The organism is Martelella sp. (assembly GCF_984369615.1).
The window spans coordinates 1-15,381 of record NZ_CFHTCS010000070.1; the positions used below are offsets into that span (position 1 = coordinate 1).

The window sequence follows — 15,381 nt, forward strand, 5'->3', positions numbered from 1 at the left end:
GCGGCGATGTTCAATGCCGGCCAGTGCTGCTGCGGCATCGAGCGCATCTATGTGACCGAGAGCCTCTATGACGCCTTTGTCGAAAAGGCGGCCGCCTTTGCCGCGGCCTACAAGCTCGGCAATCCGCTGGACGAGGCGACAACGCTCGGGCCGATGGCGAACAGGCGCTTTGCCGCCGTGGTGCGCAGGCAGATCGAGGAAGCGATCGCCGCCGGCGCCACGCCGCTGGTCGACCCGAAACTGTTTCCGCAAGATGACGGCGGCGCCTACCTCGCGCCGCAGGTTCTCGTCAATGTCGACCATTCCATGGATGTGATGCGCGAGGAGAGCTTCGGCCCTGTTGTCGGCATCATGAAGGTCTCCTCCGACGAGGAGGCGCTTTCCCTGATGAATGACAGCGAATACGGCCTGACCGCCTCGCTCTGGACAGCCGATCCCGACCGCGCCGCCGCCCTTGGCGCCCGGATCGAAACCGGCACCGTGTTCATGAACCGCGCCGACTATCTCGATCCGGCCCTCTGCTGGACCGGCTGCAAGAATACCGGACGCGGCGGCTCGCTCTCCGTTATCGGCTATCACAACCTGACCCGGCCGAAGTCGTACCACCTGAAGAAAGTCACGAAATGAGCTTCACAGCCAACTGGAGTTATCCGACCACGATCAAGTTCGGCGCGGGCCGCATCGTCGAGCTTGCCGATGCCTGCAAGAGCCTCGGCATGGCCAATCCGCTGCTGGTGACCGACAAGGGGCTTGCAAGCCTGCCGATCACGAGGAATGCGCTGAAAATCCTTTCCGAGGAAGGGCTCGATGCCGCATTGTTTTCGGATGTCGATCCGAACCCGAACGAGAAGAACCTTGCCGCCGGCATCGCCGCCTTCAAGGAGGGCGGCCATGACGGCGTGATCGCCTTTGGCGGCGGCTCCGGGCTCGATCTCGGCAAGCTGGTGGCGATGATGGCGGGCCAGACCCTGCCGGTCTGGGACTTCGAGGATATCGGCGACTGGTGGACGCGGGCCGATGCCTATGCGATTGCCCCGATCGTCGCCGTGCCGACAACGGCCGGAACGGGCTCGGAAGTCGGCCGGGCAGGGGTGCTGACCAATTCCGAAACCCATGTGAAGAAGATCATCTTCCACCCGAAGCTTTTGCCGGGCGTGGTCATCTGTGATCCGGAGCTGACCATCGGCATGCCGAAGATCATCACCGCCGGCACGGGGCTTGATGCCTTTGCCCATTGTCTGGAGGCCTACTGCTCGCCCCACTACCACCCGATGTCGCACGGCATTGCGCTGGAGGGGATGCGGCTGGTGAAGGACAATCTGCCGCGCGTCTACAACGATCCGGAAGACCTGGAGGCGCGCGCCGAGATGATGAGCGCGGCCGCCATGGGGGCGGTTGCCTTCCAGAAGGGCCTTGGCGCGATCCACGCGATCTCGCATCCGCTCGGCGCCGTCTATAACACCCATCACGGCATGACCAACGCCGTGGTCATGCCGCCGGTGCTGCGTTTCAACCGCGACAAGATTGCGGACAAGCTGAGGCTTGCCGCTGATTATCTCGGCATTTCGGGCGGTTATGACGGGTTTTACAATTTCGTTCTGGAATTTCGTAAAGAACTTGGCGTACCGGAAAACCTCACGGCAATGGGCATCGCGCCCGACCGGATCGACGAACTCGCCGTGATGGCGCTCGAGGACCCGAGCACCGGCGGCAACCCGGTCGAGATGACGCTGGAGAACACGAAAGCGCTTCTGGCAGACTGTTTCTGAATAGAGTTGGCGGCGCGTTTCGAAGGGCGTCGCGGCCGCGGCGCCCTTGTTCGTTATGCGGCGGCCTTGAGAATGTCGTCCTTCGCCTTGTCGAGGTCGGTGCGCACCAGACCGGTCAGAAGGCGCGGCAGGGCTTGCCTGCCGCCCGCGAGTTCCGCAAGGCTTTCGCCATCCGCAGGCAGGCCGAGGCTTTCGGCGGCCTTTGCCGCGCGGGCGTCGCAGAAGGGATAGTGTTCTTCCCAGGCGCGCTGGACCTCGCGGAAGAAAATATCCGCGCCGGTCTCGCCGATACCCTTGAAGTCCTTCAGGCGCTTGCGTTCTTCCGAGGGCGAGCGACCGGCATCATCCCTCAGCGTGCGCAGATCGCCGCCATAGTTTTTGTCCAGCAGGTCGAGCGTGTCGGCCAGATAACGCGCCGTGCTTTCGTCATAGCGCGCATAACCGTTTTCGTTCAGCACTTTCACCCGCTCTTCCCACGACGTTGCAGCCATCTTGTCCGGCGTCGTCCAGCCGGCGTCGAAAAGCGCCTTCGCGGCCTCCTGGGCCTTGTCTGCGCTGATCCGCGCGCTCATCAGCAGCGCGCAGACGAGCCACTGGAAGAGCGGCGCAGGCGTGTTCTTCCCCAAATCTATGCCAAGCATCTGCGCATAGCTTCGGGGATAGCGGTCCAGAACCGCTTTCACAATTGCCGTCTCGTGTGCCTTTGCTGCCATCGCCTGCTCTCCTTGAACCATGAATGTGTCGTGGGCGCATACCCCGCGCTTTTCCGTCCAACACGCGGAAGCGATGGAAGTTCCGGCCGGAGAGTTGCATCCGACCTTCAAAACGGTCTAGGTCCTGTTGACAAAGTGGATTCCCAAATCAGTGGAAGCATGATTCAAGACTGCTTTTTAGGAGGCGGTTTTGGCACGCGGCGACCTGACGGATATGGAATGGCGGATCATCGAAGGGCTTTTGCCGTCGGAGCGCGGTAGAAAGTCCCGGCCCGCGCATGACAATCGACGGTATCCGAACGGCATGCTACATGCTCTGCGGGTCGGCTGCCCCTGGCGCGACATGCATGAGCGCTACGGAAAGTGGAATTCCGTCTATATGCGTTTCCGCCACTGGGCGGAACAAGGGGTGTGGGATGCACTGCTTGAAACGCTGGTCGACTCGGGGCTGGCCGATGACCGGCAGCACATGATCGACAGCACCACAGTTTGCGGCCACTCTCAGGTTGCGGGTGCTAAAGGGGGACTTATAAGGAGGCTTTTGGTCGATCACGTGGCGGCTTTTCGACGAAAATCCACGCCCGCGCAGACGGTCAGGGACGCCCTCTCGGCTTCATCCTGACAGGCGGAGAGGCTTCCGACTACAATGCTGTTTCTGACCTGCTGGCGACGCCGGTTGGCAAGCCGAGGCGGTTTCTTGCCGACAAAGGATATGACGCTGACTTTCTACGCGAGGAGTTGCTGCTCCAAGGGACCAGGCCGGTCATCCCGCCGAAGGCCAACCGGAAAGCCCCGCCCGCCTGCGACTTTAGAGCCTACAAGGATCGAAACCGCATCGAGCGGATGTTCAATCGGCGGATCAAGCAGTTCCGTCGTGTTGCTACCCGATACGACAAGACCCGAAAATCTTTCGAGGGCTTCCTCGCCGTGGCCGCCGCAAAAATATGGTGCCATACTGTTGTCAACAAGACCCAGGTTTGTCCGGGTAATTCATTTGGAGGCTAAAATCTTGACTGTTGCTTTGGTGGGAACGTCGTCCTTTGATCGGTTCTTCAATCCAGCCCTCGACGCGTTGCAACGGCGCGGCCATGGTGTGGCACGGTTTGTCACGCGCGAGGAACTGCTTGCCGCCGTTGATGCACTGCAGTCTTTGGAAATCCTTGGCGCGACCTCAAGCTTTGCAGCCGACCGGGAGCTGTTTGCCAGGATGCCGCGTCTGCGCGCACTGGTTTCTCCGTTCACAGGGGTCGAAGGGTTCGATGTTTCGGCCGCGACGGAAAACGGCATCCTCGTGGCGAATGGCCAGATTGCGGAAAACACCGTCAGCATGGCTGAGGCCGCAGTTCTCTTCACCCTGGCTTCGCTCTATGACCTTCATGGCACGGAGCGCTACCTTCGCGAAAACCTGCCGCGTCCCTCGCAGGTCCGTGCGCGCATGCTCATGGGAAAGACAGTTGGCCTGATAGGCTTTGGCAAAATTGGACAGGCTATCGCGGAACGGCTGTCTGTATGGGGCGTGAGGCTCGTCGCTTCGGTGCGCACGCCGCGATCGATGCCCGCCTACGTCACCTCCCAGAGCCTCGATGAAGTGCTCGCGACAAGCGATGTCGTTATCATGGCGGCTTCGCTCACTCCTGAATCACGGGGAATGCTGGATCTTGACGCGTTGCGCCGAATGAAACCGGACGTGGTGTTTGTCAACATCACGCGGGGCGGCATCATCCCCGACGATACACTCGCCACGCTCGCCGCAGAGCGGCCGGCTATGCGCCTTGCCCTCGATGTGTTCGACCCGGAGCCGTTGAAAGAGGATAGTCCGCTGCGCGACCTTCCGAACGCCATCCTCACCCCACACATGGTGGGACATACGGTCGAGTCGCAGATGCGCCTGCGGGAGGCATTTTGCGAGAACCTTCTCGCGGTGGCAGAGTGGCGGGTGCCTGAATACGTCGTCAATCCGTCTGTGATCGAAACGTGGCTGGGAAAAAAGGACAGCCCACAGCTCTAATTGCGTCCGAGCTTGTATCACTCATCAGTGCATCGTCATCCATTCGCGGGCGGCGCGTAGTGCAGCGGCGAGTTCGGCCTTGCTTATCGTCTGGGCAAGGTCACCGCGCAGTGCTGCAGCCCGGTCGGAGCCCTTGATGGCGGCGATGTTCAGCCACTTGTGGGCGGCGATGAAATCAATGGCGCAGCCGCGACCGGTCGCATACATGAGCCCCATTTCGAAGAAGTCGTCGGCGTGATTGTCGCCGCCCATTCCAAGGGATCAGGCCGGTCATCCCGCCGAAGACAAACCGGAAAGCCCCGCCCCTCTGCGACTTCAGAACCTACAAGGATCGAAACCGCATCGAGCGGATGTTCAGTCGGATCAAGCAGTTTCGTCGTGTTGCTAACCGATACGACAAGACCCGAAAATCTTTCGATGGCTTCCTCGCCCTGGCCGCCGCAAAAATATGGTTGCCATACTTTGTCAACAGGACCTAGATCTCCAGGCGGTTAATCTGAGCCGCCCGGTGATCTAGCTCTTTGTTTTACGCATCGGGTTATCGAAAAACCGGTAGCCGCTTTTTCGCCCGATGCTTTAGGTGTCGTCGAGGCGCATTGTCAGGACGGGAGGAAGCCTTGTCGCTGTTTTCCGCATTCGCGGTCTATTTCGTCATCTGGTGGGTGACGCTGTTTGCGGTCCTGCCTTTCGGACTGCGCACCCAGGACGAGGAGGGCAATGTGGTGCCCGGCACCACGGCCAGCGCGCCGCACCGCTTTCGCCCCTGGCGCGTGATCCTCTGGACATCGCTGGTGGCGGCGCTCGTCTTTGCTGCATGGTATGGCGTCGTGATCGTTCTGGGCTACGGGCTCGATGACCTCTCGGCCCTGTTCTGGACGTCATGATCCAGCGCTTCCGCCGCTTATGGAACCGCTGAACCGCTCCATCTGTTTGTTTTGACGCATTTTCGCGGACGTCAGATGTCTCCATCTGAATGCGAACTGCTCCACAGCACGACGCGCTAGCGCATCGGCCCGAAAATCGGAATCGATTTTCGGGCCGATGCGTAGATTCAATAGGTTAGAGCGTCCTTTGTGCGTCCGAATGGACGCACGGCGCTCTAGAACCGCATGCGCAGGAATGCGCTGCCAAGGCCGTAGTCGTAATCGTTCGCGCCGTTGTCGCCGGTCGAGCGGCCGTATTCGAAGCGGGCGCCGAGCTCCAGAGCCGTGGGGAAGAACTTGATGCTGGTCTCGAGCCCGCCGTAGAAGGCGCCGCTGTCGATGTCCGAAGGCGCAAACCGGGTATTGTCTTCGATCGTCACATCGCCAAAGACCTGTCGATAGCCGGCATAGGGCGAGAGCGAGACGAGGCCGAGATTGCCCCTGGCCGCGACATAGGCGCCGATTGAGCTCAGCTGCGTATCGGTCTTCCCGCCGCCGGCCCGCGTCTCGATCTCCCGGGTGGCGTCGCCGAGCGCCATGAACCCGGTCATTCCGCCGCAAAGGTTGATCGGTCCCTTGCTGCAGATGCCCAGCCGGCCATCAATGCCCCAATAGGTGTCGGCAATGAGATCGTCGACCGCATCTTCGTTCATGTGCAGCATGAAGGCAGCCGGGCCGCCGGAAAGATCGAGATAGAAGGCATCGGAGATGTCGGCGGCATTGGCCGTTCCGGCAAAAGGGGAAAGCCAGGTCAGAAGGGCCGCGGCGGCGAGGGAAGGGACGGGGTTGCGGATCAAGGCCTGAGAACTCTCATTGCGCGAAGGCGTCAGGCCGTTTTCAGGCAATTGGCGCAAAGGGTCAACGCCGCGGCGCCGGGGCCTTGTTTCGTGGCAAAGAAAGGATTAACGGCAGCGGCGAGAGCAAGTTTGAGAAGAACAAAAAAAAACAAGGCCTCGGGCCTTGTTTTTCAAGTATCGCGTGATCCGTTCCGTTTCCGGGGCTGCGAACAAGCGCGCCAGGATCGATCCTCCCAAGACTTGACCGCGAAGAAAAGGCAAGAATTTAAGCTCCCTGCCTGTTTTATGGGCTTAACCTAGCCCAATGATTGGGCCTTGTCATCCCTTATTTTGCATTTTTGCGACACTGCGAAAGGTTTTTCAGTTTGACAAACACTTTATTGTGTTCTGCAACGTTTCAAGTGCTTGACATTCGTCAGGATGCTTGGGCCGCCTTCCGCCGGCCGTTTGTTCTCCATCCGTTTCGCGGCTTTAATTTCCCGCAAGAAGTCGCTAAAAGGGCCGGGAATAAAACCAATATGCAATCGATTCCCGGCACGCCGGGATGGCCACAAGAAAGCAGCCTCCGATGCGTCTTTCCCGTTATTTCCTGCCGATCCTGAAGGAAAATCCCAAGGAGGCGGAGATCGTCTCGCACCGCTTCATGCTGCGGGCGGGCATGATCCGCCAGCACGGGCAGGGCATCTATTCCTGGCTGCCGCTCGGCAAGCGCGTCCTCGACAAGGTCAACCGCATCATCCGCGAGGAACAGGACCGGTCCGGCGCCGTGGAACTCCTGATGCCGACCATGCAGTCGGCCGATCTCTGGATCGAGAGCGGACGTTACGAGGCCTATGGCAAGGAAATGCTGCGGATCACCGACCGGCAGGACCGCGCCATGCTGTTCGGCCCGACGAACGAGGAGATGATCACGGAAATCTTCCGCTCCTCGGTCAAGTCCTACAAGCAGCTGCCGCTCAATCTCTACCACATCCAGTGGAAGTTCCGCGATGAGATTCGTCCGCGTTTCGGCACGATGCGGTCACGCGAGTTCATGATGAAGGACGCCTATTCCTTCGACCTGACGCGCGAGGGCGCGGAGCATTCCTACCGCAAGATGTTTGCCGCCTATCTCAGAACCTTCGACCGGCTCGGCCTGCGCGCCATTCCCATGCGCGCCGATACCGGCCCGATCGGCGGCAATCTCAGCCATGAATTCATCATTCTGGCCGAGACAGGCGAATCGGAAGTCTTCTGCCATCGCGATTTCGTCAAGTTCGACATTCCCGCCGAGGATCTCGACTTCGACGATACCGAGAAGCTTCAGGGCATTTTCGACCGGTGGACCTCGCTTTACGCCGCCACCGACGAGATGCACGATGCGGACACCTTCGACGCGCTGCCGGAGGGCGAACGGCTTTCCGCGCGCGGCATCGAGGTCGGTCACATCTTCTATTTCGGCACCAAATATTCCGAGCCGATGAATGCCATGGTCCAGGGGCCCGACGGCAAGGAACACCCCGTCCACATGGGCTCCTACGGCATCGGCCCGACGCGCCTTGTTCCCGCCATCATCGAAGCCTCTCATGATGAAAACGGGATCATCTGGCCGGATTCGGTCGCGCCATTCGATGCGGTGATCATCAACATGAAGGTTTCGGACGATGCCTGCGGCGCGGCGTGCGAGCAGCTCTACGAGGCGCTTTCCAATGCCGGTCTCGATGTTCTCTATGACGACACCGACGAGCGCGCGGGGGCGAAGTTCGCGACTGCCGACCTGATCGGCGTTCCGAACCAGATCATCGTCGGGCCGCGCGGCGTGGCTGCCGGCGAAGTCGAAGTGAAGAACCGCCGGACCGGCGCGCGCGAGGCGATGTCGGCGGACGCCGCCATTGCCATGCTCACCGCCGGGCGCTGAGGAGTACGTCAAGATGGCTGCGGCCGAACCCGCGAAGGACACTGCGGAGATCCCCGCGAAAGCGAAGCCTTTTTCCGTTTTCGAACGCATGGTCGCGTGGCGCTATCTGCGCTCGCGCCGCAAGGAGGCCTTCATTTCGGTGATCGCCGGCTTCTCCTTCCTCGGCATCATGCTGGGCGTTGCCACGCTGATCATCGTCATGGCCGTGATGAACGGGTTTCGCAGCGAACTCGTCAGCCGCATTCTCGGCATCAACGGCCATATCGTCGTTCTGCCCGCCGGCCAGCCTTTTTCCGATTATGCGGCGTTGACGAAGCGCCTCGAGGGCGTCGAGGGCGTGCGTCTCGCCTTTCCGCTGGTGGAAGGCCAGGCGCTGGTTTCCGGCGCGCGCGGGGCGGGCAGCGGCGCTTTGGTCCGCGGTGTCCGTCCGGACGACATGCTGAAGCTCGACACCGTCTCCGACAATATCGTCGAGGGCGACATGGTCGGCTATACCGCGGGCGAGGGGGTTCTGGTCGGGTCGCGCATGGCCGCCTCGCTCGGGCTTTTCGCCGGCGACAAGATCACCCTCATCTCGCCGGAAGGGGACGTGACCCCCTTTGGCGTCAATCCGCGGGTCAAGGCCTATACGATCTCCGGCATTTTCGAGATCGGCATGTCGGAATACGACGCCTCGATCATCTTCATGCCGCTTGCCGAGGCGCAGTCCTATTTCAATGCCGGCGGCCATGTGCAGAGTATCGAGGTCTTCGTCGATCACCCCGATGATGTCGATCAGGTGATCCCGCGGATCCGCGAGGCCGCCGGCGAGGACATCGCGATCTCCGACTGGCGGCAGAACAACCGCACCTTCTTTTCCGCGCTGGAGGTGGAGCGCAACGTCATGTTCATGATCCTGACGCTGATCGTGATCGTCGCCGCGCTCAACATCATTTCCGGACTGATCATGCTGGTGAAGGACAAGGGCCCCGATATCGCGATCCTCAGGACCATGGGCGCGACATCCGGCGCGATCATGCGGATCTTCTTCATGACCGGGGCCGCGATCGGCATCGTCGGCACGTTTGCGGGCGTGTTTCTGGGCGTCATCGTCTGTCTCAACATCGAATCGATCCGCCAGTTCTTCTCCTGGGTCACCGGGACGGTGCTGTTCGATCCGCAGCTCTACTTCCTGAGCACGCTGCCGGCCGAAATGAGCCTCGGGGAAACGCTCACGGTGGTGATCATGTCGCTGACGCTTTCCTTCATCGCGACGATCGTTCCGGCCTGGCGCGCCTCGCGGCTCGATCCCGTCCAGGCGCTGCGCTACGAATAGCGGGAGAACAATGTGGCCAATCCGTCTCTGGAACTGAAGTCGATCGTGCATGAATACGGGCAGGGCGACAGTGTGCTGACGATACTGAACGGTGCGTCGCTGAGGCTCATGCCGGGCGAGATGGTGGCGCTGGTGGCGCCGTCGGGCACCGGCAAGTCGACCCTGCTGCAGATCGCCGGTCTTCTGGAAAAGCCGACCGCCGGCGAGGTGTTTGTCAACGGCAGGGAGGCCTCCGCGCTTGACGATGACGCCAGGACGGCATTCAGACGCAATGATGTCGGCTTCGTCTACCAGTTCCATCACCTGCTGCCGGAATTCACGGCGCGCGAGAACATCATGCTGCCGCAGCTGATTGCGGGGCTCTCCACGCGCGAGGCGTCCGAGCGCGCGGACCAGATGCTCGACTATCTCAAGATCGGCCATCGCGCCGAGCACCGGCCGGCGGAACTTTCCGGCGGCGAGCAGCAGCGCGTGGCCATCGGCCGGGCGGTTGCCAATGCGCCGAGCCTTCTGCTTGCCGACGAGCCGACCGGCAATCTCGATCCCGGCACGGCCGGCTATGTGTTCGAGGCGCTCGAGGCGCTCGTCCGTCAGTCCGGACTTTCGGCGCTGATTGCGACGCATAATCTCGACATTGCGGAGCGGATGGACCGCCGCCTGACCCTCAGGGACGGGCTCGTCGTCGACCGCGACCATGCCGCCGCCTGATCCATCGCCATTGTCCTGACGCGGCGAAGCCGCGCCGCCCGCCGCATGCGGCGAGCCCGCCCTCGTGCTCGCCGCCGGCCTGACGAGAGGCATGGGGGCCGGTCCAAACGCTTTCGGGCACTCAGGACAGAGCGTTTTTCCGTTTTCATGGCTTGCTAAATAGGAAAATTATCCTATAGTGATCAATGCAACTCAGAGTAATAATTGCCGTGTCCGGCACAATCACATGACGGGGTCCGTTTGGTCTGAAGTAAAGTCTATATTGGTCCCTATCGTTACCAACCAAACATGTAAGAAATATTGATGATGTTGTTTCTGCCGATTGATCTAATTCTTTCTCTTTTATATTTACGAGTAATGAGTGTATAGTCAATTACAGAGCTATGACATACATGTAAGGATTTCTTTTCTCACGTATTTACTTCTAAGATACTATAGCTATAATTGTAAGTGCATCGAGTGCTCGCACCGGTTGGTGAAGCTTCAAATCAGGAGAGGTTTTGGTATGACGCAAGGCGGGATGGACAAGGACAGCCGGAAAGCGGAACGATCCGAAGAGGAGCGCACGGCCTGGAATCGCTATATGCGAAATTTCAGGCGCAGCTTCAAGGATCGGGGCTTGACCAGTCTGTCGACGGTTATCACGACCGAGCATGCTGAATTCATTGAGCGTTTCGGCCGGGAAAAGGCGTGCCAGTCAAAGCGCGAGGCGTTGATGATGATCATTGAGGACGTCAAGGATCGTTTTGAGAACGAGCCGGCGGACGGACGGCAGCTTTGACGGTTCTTCCGGCCCGGCTGAAGTCCGGTCGCGGCTTGCGCCGCGGCCGGGCGGTCTTCGACCGATCGCAATACCATCATTGGTTGTATTGAGGCGGCGGCGGCTGATATATGTTCCTCGGCGGTTCCGGCGCTCCGGCGGAGCTGATATGGCAATGGCGGTCTGGGCCCGGCGATCATCGCCTCTGTTGAGGGCAGCTTGCGGATAACCTGCCCCTTGCGTCTGCCGTCGCGCTCGCCTAAGAGAAGCGAGCCGGCACGAAGCCGGTCTTGGCGCGTGTGGCGGAATTGGTAGACGCAGCAGGTTTAGGTCCTGCCGCCGCAAGGTGTGGGGGTTCGAGTCCCTCCACGCGCACCATAAATTGATCGTACGAATTGATATAAGTTATTGAAATATATAGATTTAATTATATCGGCGTTTTTCGTTATTGCTGACATTGCGCTTTTTGTGTAACAAATACTGTATCAAAAAGTGATACGGGTGCTGATTTGGCGATTGGAAGACGGGGCAATCCGGACAGGTTTTTGCACTTGCGCTCTGGTATCTATACCTATGTGCGGAGGGTGCCGACTAAGCTCGCGGGACTTGATGGCCGGGCGCCAGCGATAAGGCTGTCACTGGGGACGCGTGATCTTTCAGAAGCCCGTGCCAAGAGGGATATTCACGAGGAGGCGGATAACGCTCTCTGGGCTTCAATGCTGGCCGGTGGCGATCGCGCTCAAGCGGGGGCTCGCTACAAGGCTGCCGTTGCGAGGGCGCATGCTCTTGGCTTTTCATATCGTACTACCGCTGAAATTCTTGCGAGCGAGTCGGGATCGATTATCCATGATCGTCTGATGGCGCTTTCTAGGCTGCCCATTGGTGGGCATGAGGCCTCGGCCGTTGTTGGGCTTGAGAAGCATCCCTGTGTCCGAATCTCTGAGGCGTTTACGATTTATACGGACGAGATCGCGGCGCCTGAACTGACCGGCAAGAGCGATTTTCAGAAATCCTCTTGGTTGAAGGTCAAACGTAGGGCGCTCAACAATTTTATTGAGGTGGTGGGAAACAAGCCGATCGATGAGATTACGCGCCAGGACGCCACGAAGTTCTACAATTTTTGGCTTGCCCGAATTGCACCGAAGGTCGGTCAAGCAACGCACACGGCTTCTTCTGGAAACCGCGATATCGGAAATCTGCGTAGGCTCTTTGCCGAGTATCACCGGTATAGGGGGATTGATGACGCAAAGAACCCGTTCGCGGGGTTGTCCTTCTCCCAAAAGGTGAAGGTATCGCGCCCGCCCTTTCCAACCGACTGGATTGTCCATCGGATACTGAAGCCCGGCGCTCTGGTGGGTCTCAACGCCGAGGCACGGGCGATCGTGCTGACGCTGATCGAAACGGGGGCGCGGCCTTCAGAGGTCTGCAATCTTACGAAAGATATGATCAAACTCACCGATGGTGTGCCGCATATCCTGATCCAGCCTCGCTCGGATCCTGATGACCTACGCGAAATCAAGACGGCATCCTCGATCCGCGCCGTGCCTCTGGTTGGGGTGGCATTGGCCGCTATGAGCGCGCATCCGGACGGTTTTCCTCGATACAAGAACAAGGAGAACGGACTCTCGGCAACGCTCAATAAGTGTTTTCGGGAAAACAAGCTGTTCCCGTCATCGCGCCATAAGATCTATTCCTTCCGCCATTCTTTCGAAGATCGGATGAAGGAGGCTGGCATTGATACCGAGTTGCGCATGATGATGATGGGGCACGCGATCGACCGGCCGCAGTATGGCGAGGGCGGCTCGCTGTCCTGGAAGCGAGAAGCCCTGGAGAAGATCAAGCTGGAGTTTGATGGATCGATAGTGTGATGAATTGCTCCCAATTGACGTGAGGCTATGATCGGATGAAGCGCATTTGGGCAGATTTGCTGCTCATCAGGTGGTAGCGCAGCCTGTCTAGCTAATTTGATCAAGACAGAAGAGTGGGCGCCAGTTCGAAACCCAACACTCCCTTCAACATCGTCAATGCTAGCCTGCTCTTTCTGTGGCTTGCATCTTTTCCACACGCGCTCGCGCTGCTTCGAATATGGAGCGGTTTTGCTGGCGTTTTTCAATCTGGCCCTCTACCCAAGTGTAGAGCTCAAGCAGTGGAGCAGCCTTGTCTCCCCGCGCGACAATCTCCTGTGCGAGGCGATCCAGTCCTTTTTCGATGTCGGCGACCGGCACATGGAGTGGGATATCGGATGGCATTTTTGTCATCCCCTCCACCTCCATGCTTCAAATTCTCTGACCATTTCGCGCCAGCGGGCCGCTGCCGCAGTATCGGTGTTCAGTTCGGTGCGGCTTGGGATCGCAAGAATGGATCGTACGCGCGTTGCAGCTGTCGTGTCGGTGGCGGGTTTTGGCAGGTTGTGTCTTTCGATCAGAAACCGCTTGAATTCTGGGTCGGCGCATTTCATGGCACATTCGGCAGAATAGTCCTTCGCTGGTCTGCCGCCCTTGGCCTCGAGCGCCCGCCGCAGTTGCTCGATCTCGCGTCGTCGTTCGGCATCGCGGCGCGCTGCTGCATCCAGCATGCCGATCAGGTCGGCCGGAATCTCGATATGCCTTCGGATCAGTTCGCGGTTGTCTGCCGGGCAGGAGACCGGAAGCGAGCAGATGATCTCCGGTTCGCCCGGTCCCGATACCTCCAGATGCATGCCCTCCGTGTCGGCCATGACGTCGGAGAGCGGTACGGCGCTCGTGATCAGCGCGCGATAACCTTCCAAACGCTCCCTTGCGGGCAATCTGTCATGCATGGTGCACCTCGCACCGAAGCAACTCAGCCGCCGCGGGGGAGTGTGCTTCCGTTGGGCTCGCGGCGTTACGCGCTCCTGTCATGGTGTCAGACCCCGGATACCGCAGCGAGGGCGCTTTCGAAGGCGATGATTGCTCGCACTGTGAGCATGAGAAGAAGCGCACTGCCGATGACGACCGTCGGGAGTGCGATACGGCGCAGCAAGTCGCAGTCGTCTTGCGTAAGGGGGTGACGGTGAGCTGTCAGGCGCGTGTTCATATTTCGACGCCTTTTTTAGCATTCATGTCCGCAAAGATCAGCGAAACCATGCCATGCTTGCCGAGCGTATCGTCGAAGCGCCTCCAACGCAGACTATCTGGGTCGAACAGCGCGTCGAAGGTTCGCTCGGATGGCTCCATATCCGCGGGAAGGAAACCGCCGTTCGCAAGGGGCGTTGGGGTGGTGCAGCAGGTTTCGTTCGTTTTCGCAGGCTCTATCCCTGAGGGCGAAAGCAGGCCGCCTGGCATGAGTTTTGCGTATTCGAAGAACTCCGGTTGGTCCATCTCGTCCAGGGTGTCCCATATCTGGTCGAGATTGCCCCAGACAATGCCATGCAGCATTTTGGTTTCTGCGGCTCTGACCAGATAAACACTCATCGCACTTCTCCATTCCTTGTCTTCGACCCGCCTATTTAAACGAGACGAAGAACAAGATAGACGCGATAGCGTTCATGTCAACAGATATGACGCTATAGAGTTTATTTTGGCTAGAGGGTTGTCGGTGTCATCAATTCGCGGAAAAGTGGCCGCAAAAGGACTCAGAATTTAGCAAAGAGCGACGGAATGAAGAGAGCTAGGTCAAGCCAGCGTGGACAGATTGATGGTATCGGTCTGAAAGAGCTTATGAGGATGCTGGGTGCGCTGGATGGTGAGGGATTGGGAGACGTTGTTATTGATTGCCGGAATTTGATCGAGATTTTAGGATCTGAAGGATGCCTGCTCGCGCCTCAGGATAAGCCTCCAGAAGGGATAGAATCTCTTCGGCTTCGGCGCTGACTTCAATTCCGTAGACGATTTGAGATAGACCGACATTGATCTGCTGGCAGATTGCGATCAGGTTATCAATCGTGGGGTCTTTACCTTCGTTGAGGATGCCCGAGATATATGAGGGGCCGAGGCCCGCGGCCAGCGAAATTGATCGCCGAGAGCGACCGGTAGTTTCAATTGCGGCGCTAAGCCGCTCTCTCCAGCCTGTTCTAGTCATAGCCCGGAATATCCTAGATTTGGCAGGGAAAATCACGTCTTTTAAAGAATTCGCTTGACGTCGACGCGATAGCGTTCATATCTGTGGCGTATGAGTGAATTTCCGGACCAGCTACCTTTCCAGACCGATTGGCTTTCGATTGCCAATACTCTGTCGTCGTTAATCTCCTTCGAGAGGGCGTCAATTGGTTGGCGGCCTTTTCTTCTCCCTCCCATCCCATTTCGCGCGCGCCGAGCCACACCTCCCGTGGCCCGTTGCAGCGCGCGACGCACGGCCGGCCTTTTGGCTGGCTTGTGCCGGGGGCGCCGGGGCAGGGCTTGTGGGAGCCTGCTCCGGCGCCGCGGTGAGCTTCGCTCGCAGGCTTCGGCGCTTCTTTCATCCTGTCCTTCCCGACTGCGCCCGCCCTAGCGGCTCTGTTCGACTGATCCGACCCTAAACCGCGATCCACCGTCC

16 protein-coding genes, 1 tRNA gene and 2 pseudogenes are annotated in these 15,381 nt (G+C 59.3%); 12 read left to right on the forward strand and 7 right to left on the reverse strand.

The window, feature by feature from the left end; all coding sequences use genetic code 11:
• Together AC5DC2_RS08115 and AC5DC2_RS08120 are read left to right on the forward strand one after the other, a co-directional pair.
• A partial coding sequence (locus tag AC5DC2_RS08115) for an aldehyde dehydrogenase family protein (protein ID WP_491698136.1) occupies positions 1-627 on the forward strand: 627 nt, incomplete at its 5' end.
• Positions 624-1,769, forward strand: coding sequence for an iron-containing alcohol dehydrogenase (locus AC5DC2_RS08120; protein WP_491698137.1), 1,146 nt, complete (start codon positions 624-626; stop codon positions 1,767-1,769). The genes AC5DC2_RS08115 and AC5DC2_RS08120, both read left to right, overlap by 4 nt.
• A gap of 53 nt (positions 1,770-1,822) precedes the next feature.
• Here AC5DC2_RS08120 and AC5DC2_RS08125 read toward each other — a convergent pair whose 3' ends face one another.
• Positions 1,823-2,482 (reverse strand): HhH-GDP family DNA glycosylase, encoded by a 660-nt coding sequence (locus AC5DC2_RS08125; RefSeq protein WP_491698138.1) that lies wholly within the window; start codon positions 2,480-2,482, stop codon positions 1,823-1,825.
• 190 nt (positions 2,483-2,672) lie between these two features.
• Between AC5DC2_RS08125 and AC5DC2_RS08130 the strand changes: the two are divergent.
• Together AC5DC2_RS08130 and AC5DC2_RS08135 are read left to right on the forward strand one after the other, a co-directional pair.
• A pseudogene (locus AC5DC2_RS08130) lies at positions 2,673-3,487 on the forward strand (IS5 family transposase).
• A 4-nt stretch (positions 3,488-3,491) separates the two neighbouring features.
• Complete coding sequence (locus AC5DC2_RS08135) at positions 3,492-4,490, forward strand: NAD(P)-dependent oxidoreductase (RefSeq protein ID WP_161633069.1); 999 nt, start codon at positions 3,492-3,494, stop codon at positions 4,488-4,490.
• Positions 4,491-4,514: 24 nt separating this feature from the next.
• On the opposite strand, the gene AC5DC2_RS08140 is transcribed toward AC5DC2_RS08135, so the two are convergent.
• Positions 4,515-4,742, reverse strand: a complete 228-nt coding sequence (locus AC5DC2_RS08140) for a sel1 repeat family protein (protein WP_491698139.1) — start codon at positions 4,740-4,742, stop codon at positions 4,515-4,517.
• A gap of 2 nt (positions 4,743-4,744) precedes the next feature.
• Here AC5DC2_RS08140 and AC5DC2_RS08145 point away from each other — a divergent pair.
• Together AC5DC2_RS08145 and AC5DC2_RS08150 are read left to right on the forward strand one after the other, a co-directional pair.
• A pseudogene (locus tag AC5DC2_RS08145) lies at positions 4,745-4,969 on the forward strand (transposase); the annotation flags it as partial.
• 138 nt (positions 4,970-5,107) lie between these two features.
• Positions 5,108-5,374: a DUF1467 family protein gene (locus AC5DC2_RS08150; protein WP_024710204.1), complete on the forward strand. Its 267-nt coding sequence runs from the start codon at positions 5,108-5,110 to the stop codon at positions 5,372-5,374.
• Positions 5,375-5,589: 215 nt separating this feature from the next.
• Here the strand turns inward: AC5DC2_RS08150 and AC5DC2_RS08155 are convergent, their stop codons facing one another.
• The gene (locus AC5DC2_RS08155; protein WP_491698140.1) at positions 5,590-6,210 is read right to left on the reverse strand and encodes a hypothetical protein; all 621 of its coding nucleotides are present in this window, start codon (positions 6,208-6,210) and stop codon (positions 5,590-5,592) included.
• A 568-nt stretch (positions 6,211-6,778) separates the two neighbouring features.
• Between AC5DC2_RS08155 and proS the strand changes: the two genes are divergently transcribed.
• The 6 genes from proS (at position 6,779) to AC5DC2_RS08185 (ending at position 12,758) form a co-directional block, all read left to right on the forward strand.
• Positions 6,779-8,107, forward strand: a complete 1,329-nt coding sequence (proS, locus tag AC5DC2_RS08160) for a proline--tRNA ligase (protein ID WP_491698141.1) — start codon at positions 6,779-6,781, stop codon at positions 8,105-8,107.
• 13 nt (positions 8,108-8,120) lie between these two features.
• Positions 8,121-9,422 carry a lipoprotein-releasing ABC transporter permease subunit gene (locus AC5DC2_RS08165; RefSeq protein ID WP_024710201.1) on the forward strand — a complete coding sequence of 434 codons (1,302 nt, stop codon included), beginning with the start codon at positions 8,121-8,123 and terminating at the stop codon, positions 9,420-9,422.
• A gap of 12 nt (positions 9,423-9,434) precedes the next feature.
• A complete protein-coding gene (locus tag AC5DC2_RS08170) occupies positions 9,435-10,130 on the forward strand; it encodes an ABC transporter ATP-binding protein (protein ID WP_024710200.1) in 696 nt (231 codons plus the stop codon).
• A 520-nt stretch (positions 10,131-10,650) separates the two neighbouring features.
• Entirely contained in the window at positions 10,651-10,911 is a 261-nt protein-coding gene (locus AC5DC2_RS08175) for a hypothetical protein (protein ID WP_024710198.1), read from the forward strand.
• A gap of 272 nt (positions 10,912-11,183) precedes the next feature.
• A tRNA-Leu gene (locus tag AC5DC2_RS08180) sits at positions 11,184-11,268 on the forward strand.
• 173 nt (positions 11,269-11,441) lie between these two features.
• A complete protein-coding gene (locus AC5DC2_RS08185; RefSeq protein WP_491698142.1) occupies positions 11,442-12,758 on the forward strand; it encodes a site-specific integrase in 1,317 nt (438 codons plus the stop codon).
• 159 nt (positions 12,759-12,917) lie between these two features.
• Here the strand turns inward: AC5DC2_RS08185 and AC5DC2_RS08190 are convergent, their stop codons facing one another.
• The 4 genes from AC5DC2_RS08190 to AC5DC2_RS08205 form a co-directional block, all read right to left on the reverse strand.
• A complete protein-coding gene (locus AC5DC2_RS08190; protein WP_491698143.1) occupies positions 12,918-13,148 on the reverse strand; it encodes a hypothetical protein in 231 nt (76 codons plus the stop codon).
• On the reverse strand, positions 13,145-13,687 hold the full coding sequence (locus AC5DC2_RS08195; protein WP_491698144.1) for a hypothetical protein: 543 nt from the start codon (positions 13,685-13,687) through the stop codon (positions 13,145-13,147). Before AC5DC2_RS08195 ends, AC5DC2_RS08190 begins: the two co-directional genes overlap by 4 nt.
• A 253-nt stretch (positions 13,688-13,940) precedes the next feature.
• On the reverse strand, positions 13,941-14,321 hold the full coding sequence (locus AC5DC2_RS08200) for a hypothetical protein (RefSeq protein WP_491698145.1): 381 nt from the start codon (positions 14,319-14,321) through the stop codon (positions 13,941-13,943).
• A 292-nt stretch (positions 14,322-14,613) separates the two neighbouring features.
• Complete coding sequence (locus tag AC5DC2_RS08205) at positions 14,614-14,928, reverse strand: helix-turn-helix domain-containing protein (RefSeq protein ID WP_491698146.1); 315 nt, start codon at positions 14,926-14,928, stop codon at positions 14,614-14,616.
• Positions 14,929-15,381 lie beyond the last annotated feature (453 nt).

What these genes read in the sequence shown, in the direction of transcription:
- AC5DC2_RS08120 (WP_491698137.1), top strand. Translation starts at nt 624, where the DNA reads ATGAGCTTCACAGCCAACTGGAGTTATCCGACCACGATCAAGTTCGGC.
- proS (WP_491698141.1), top strand. Translation starts at nt 6,779, where the DNA reads ATGCGTCTTTCCCGTTATTTCCTGCCGATCCTGAAGGAAAATCCCAAG.
- AC5DC2_RS08195 (WP_491698144.1), bottom strand. Translation starts at nt 13,687, where the DNA reads ATGCATGACAGATTGCCCGCAAGGGAGCGTTTGGAAGGTTATCGCGCG.
- AC5DC2_RS08190 (WP_491698143.1), bottom strand. Translation starts at nt 13,148, where the DNA reads ATGACAAAAATGCCATCCGATATCCCACTCCATGTGCCGGTCGCCGAC.
- AC5DC2_RS08140 (WP_491698139.1), bottom strand. Translation starts at nt 4,742, where the DNA reads ATGGGCGGCGACAATCACGCCGACGACTTCTTCGAAATGGGGCTCATG.
- AC5DC2_RS08200 (WP_491698145.1), bottom strand. Translation starts at nt 14,321, where the DNA reads ATGAGTGTTTATCTGGTCAGAGCCGCAGAAACCAAAATGCTGCATGGC.
- AC5DC2_RS08165 (WP_024710201.1), top strand. Translation starts at nt 8,121, where the DNA reads ATGGCTGCGGCCGAACCCGCGAAGGACACTGCGGAGATCCCCGCGAAA.
- AC5DC2_RS08205 (WP_491698146.1), bottom strand. Translation starts at nt 14,928, where the DNA reads ATGACTAGAACAGGCTGGAGAGAGCGGCTTAGCGCCGCAATTGAAACT.
- AC5DC2_RS08125 (WP_491698138.1), bottom strand. Translation starts at nt 2,482, where the DNA reads ATGGCAGCAAAGGCACACGAGACGGCAATTGTGAAAGCGGTTCTGGAC.
- AC5DC2_RS08175 (WP_024710198.1), top strand. Translation starts at nt 10,651, where the DNA reads ATGGACAAGGACAGCCGGAAAGCGGAACGATCCGAAGAGGAGCGCACG.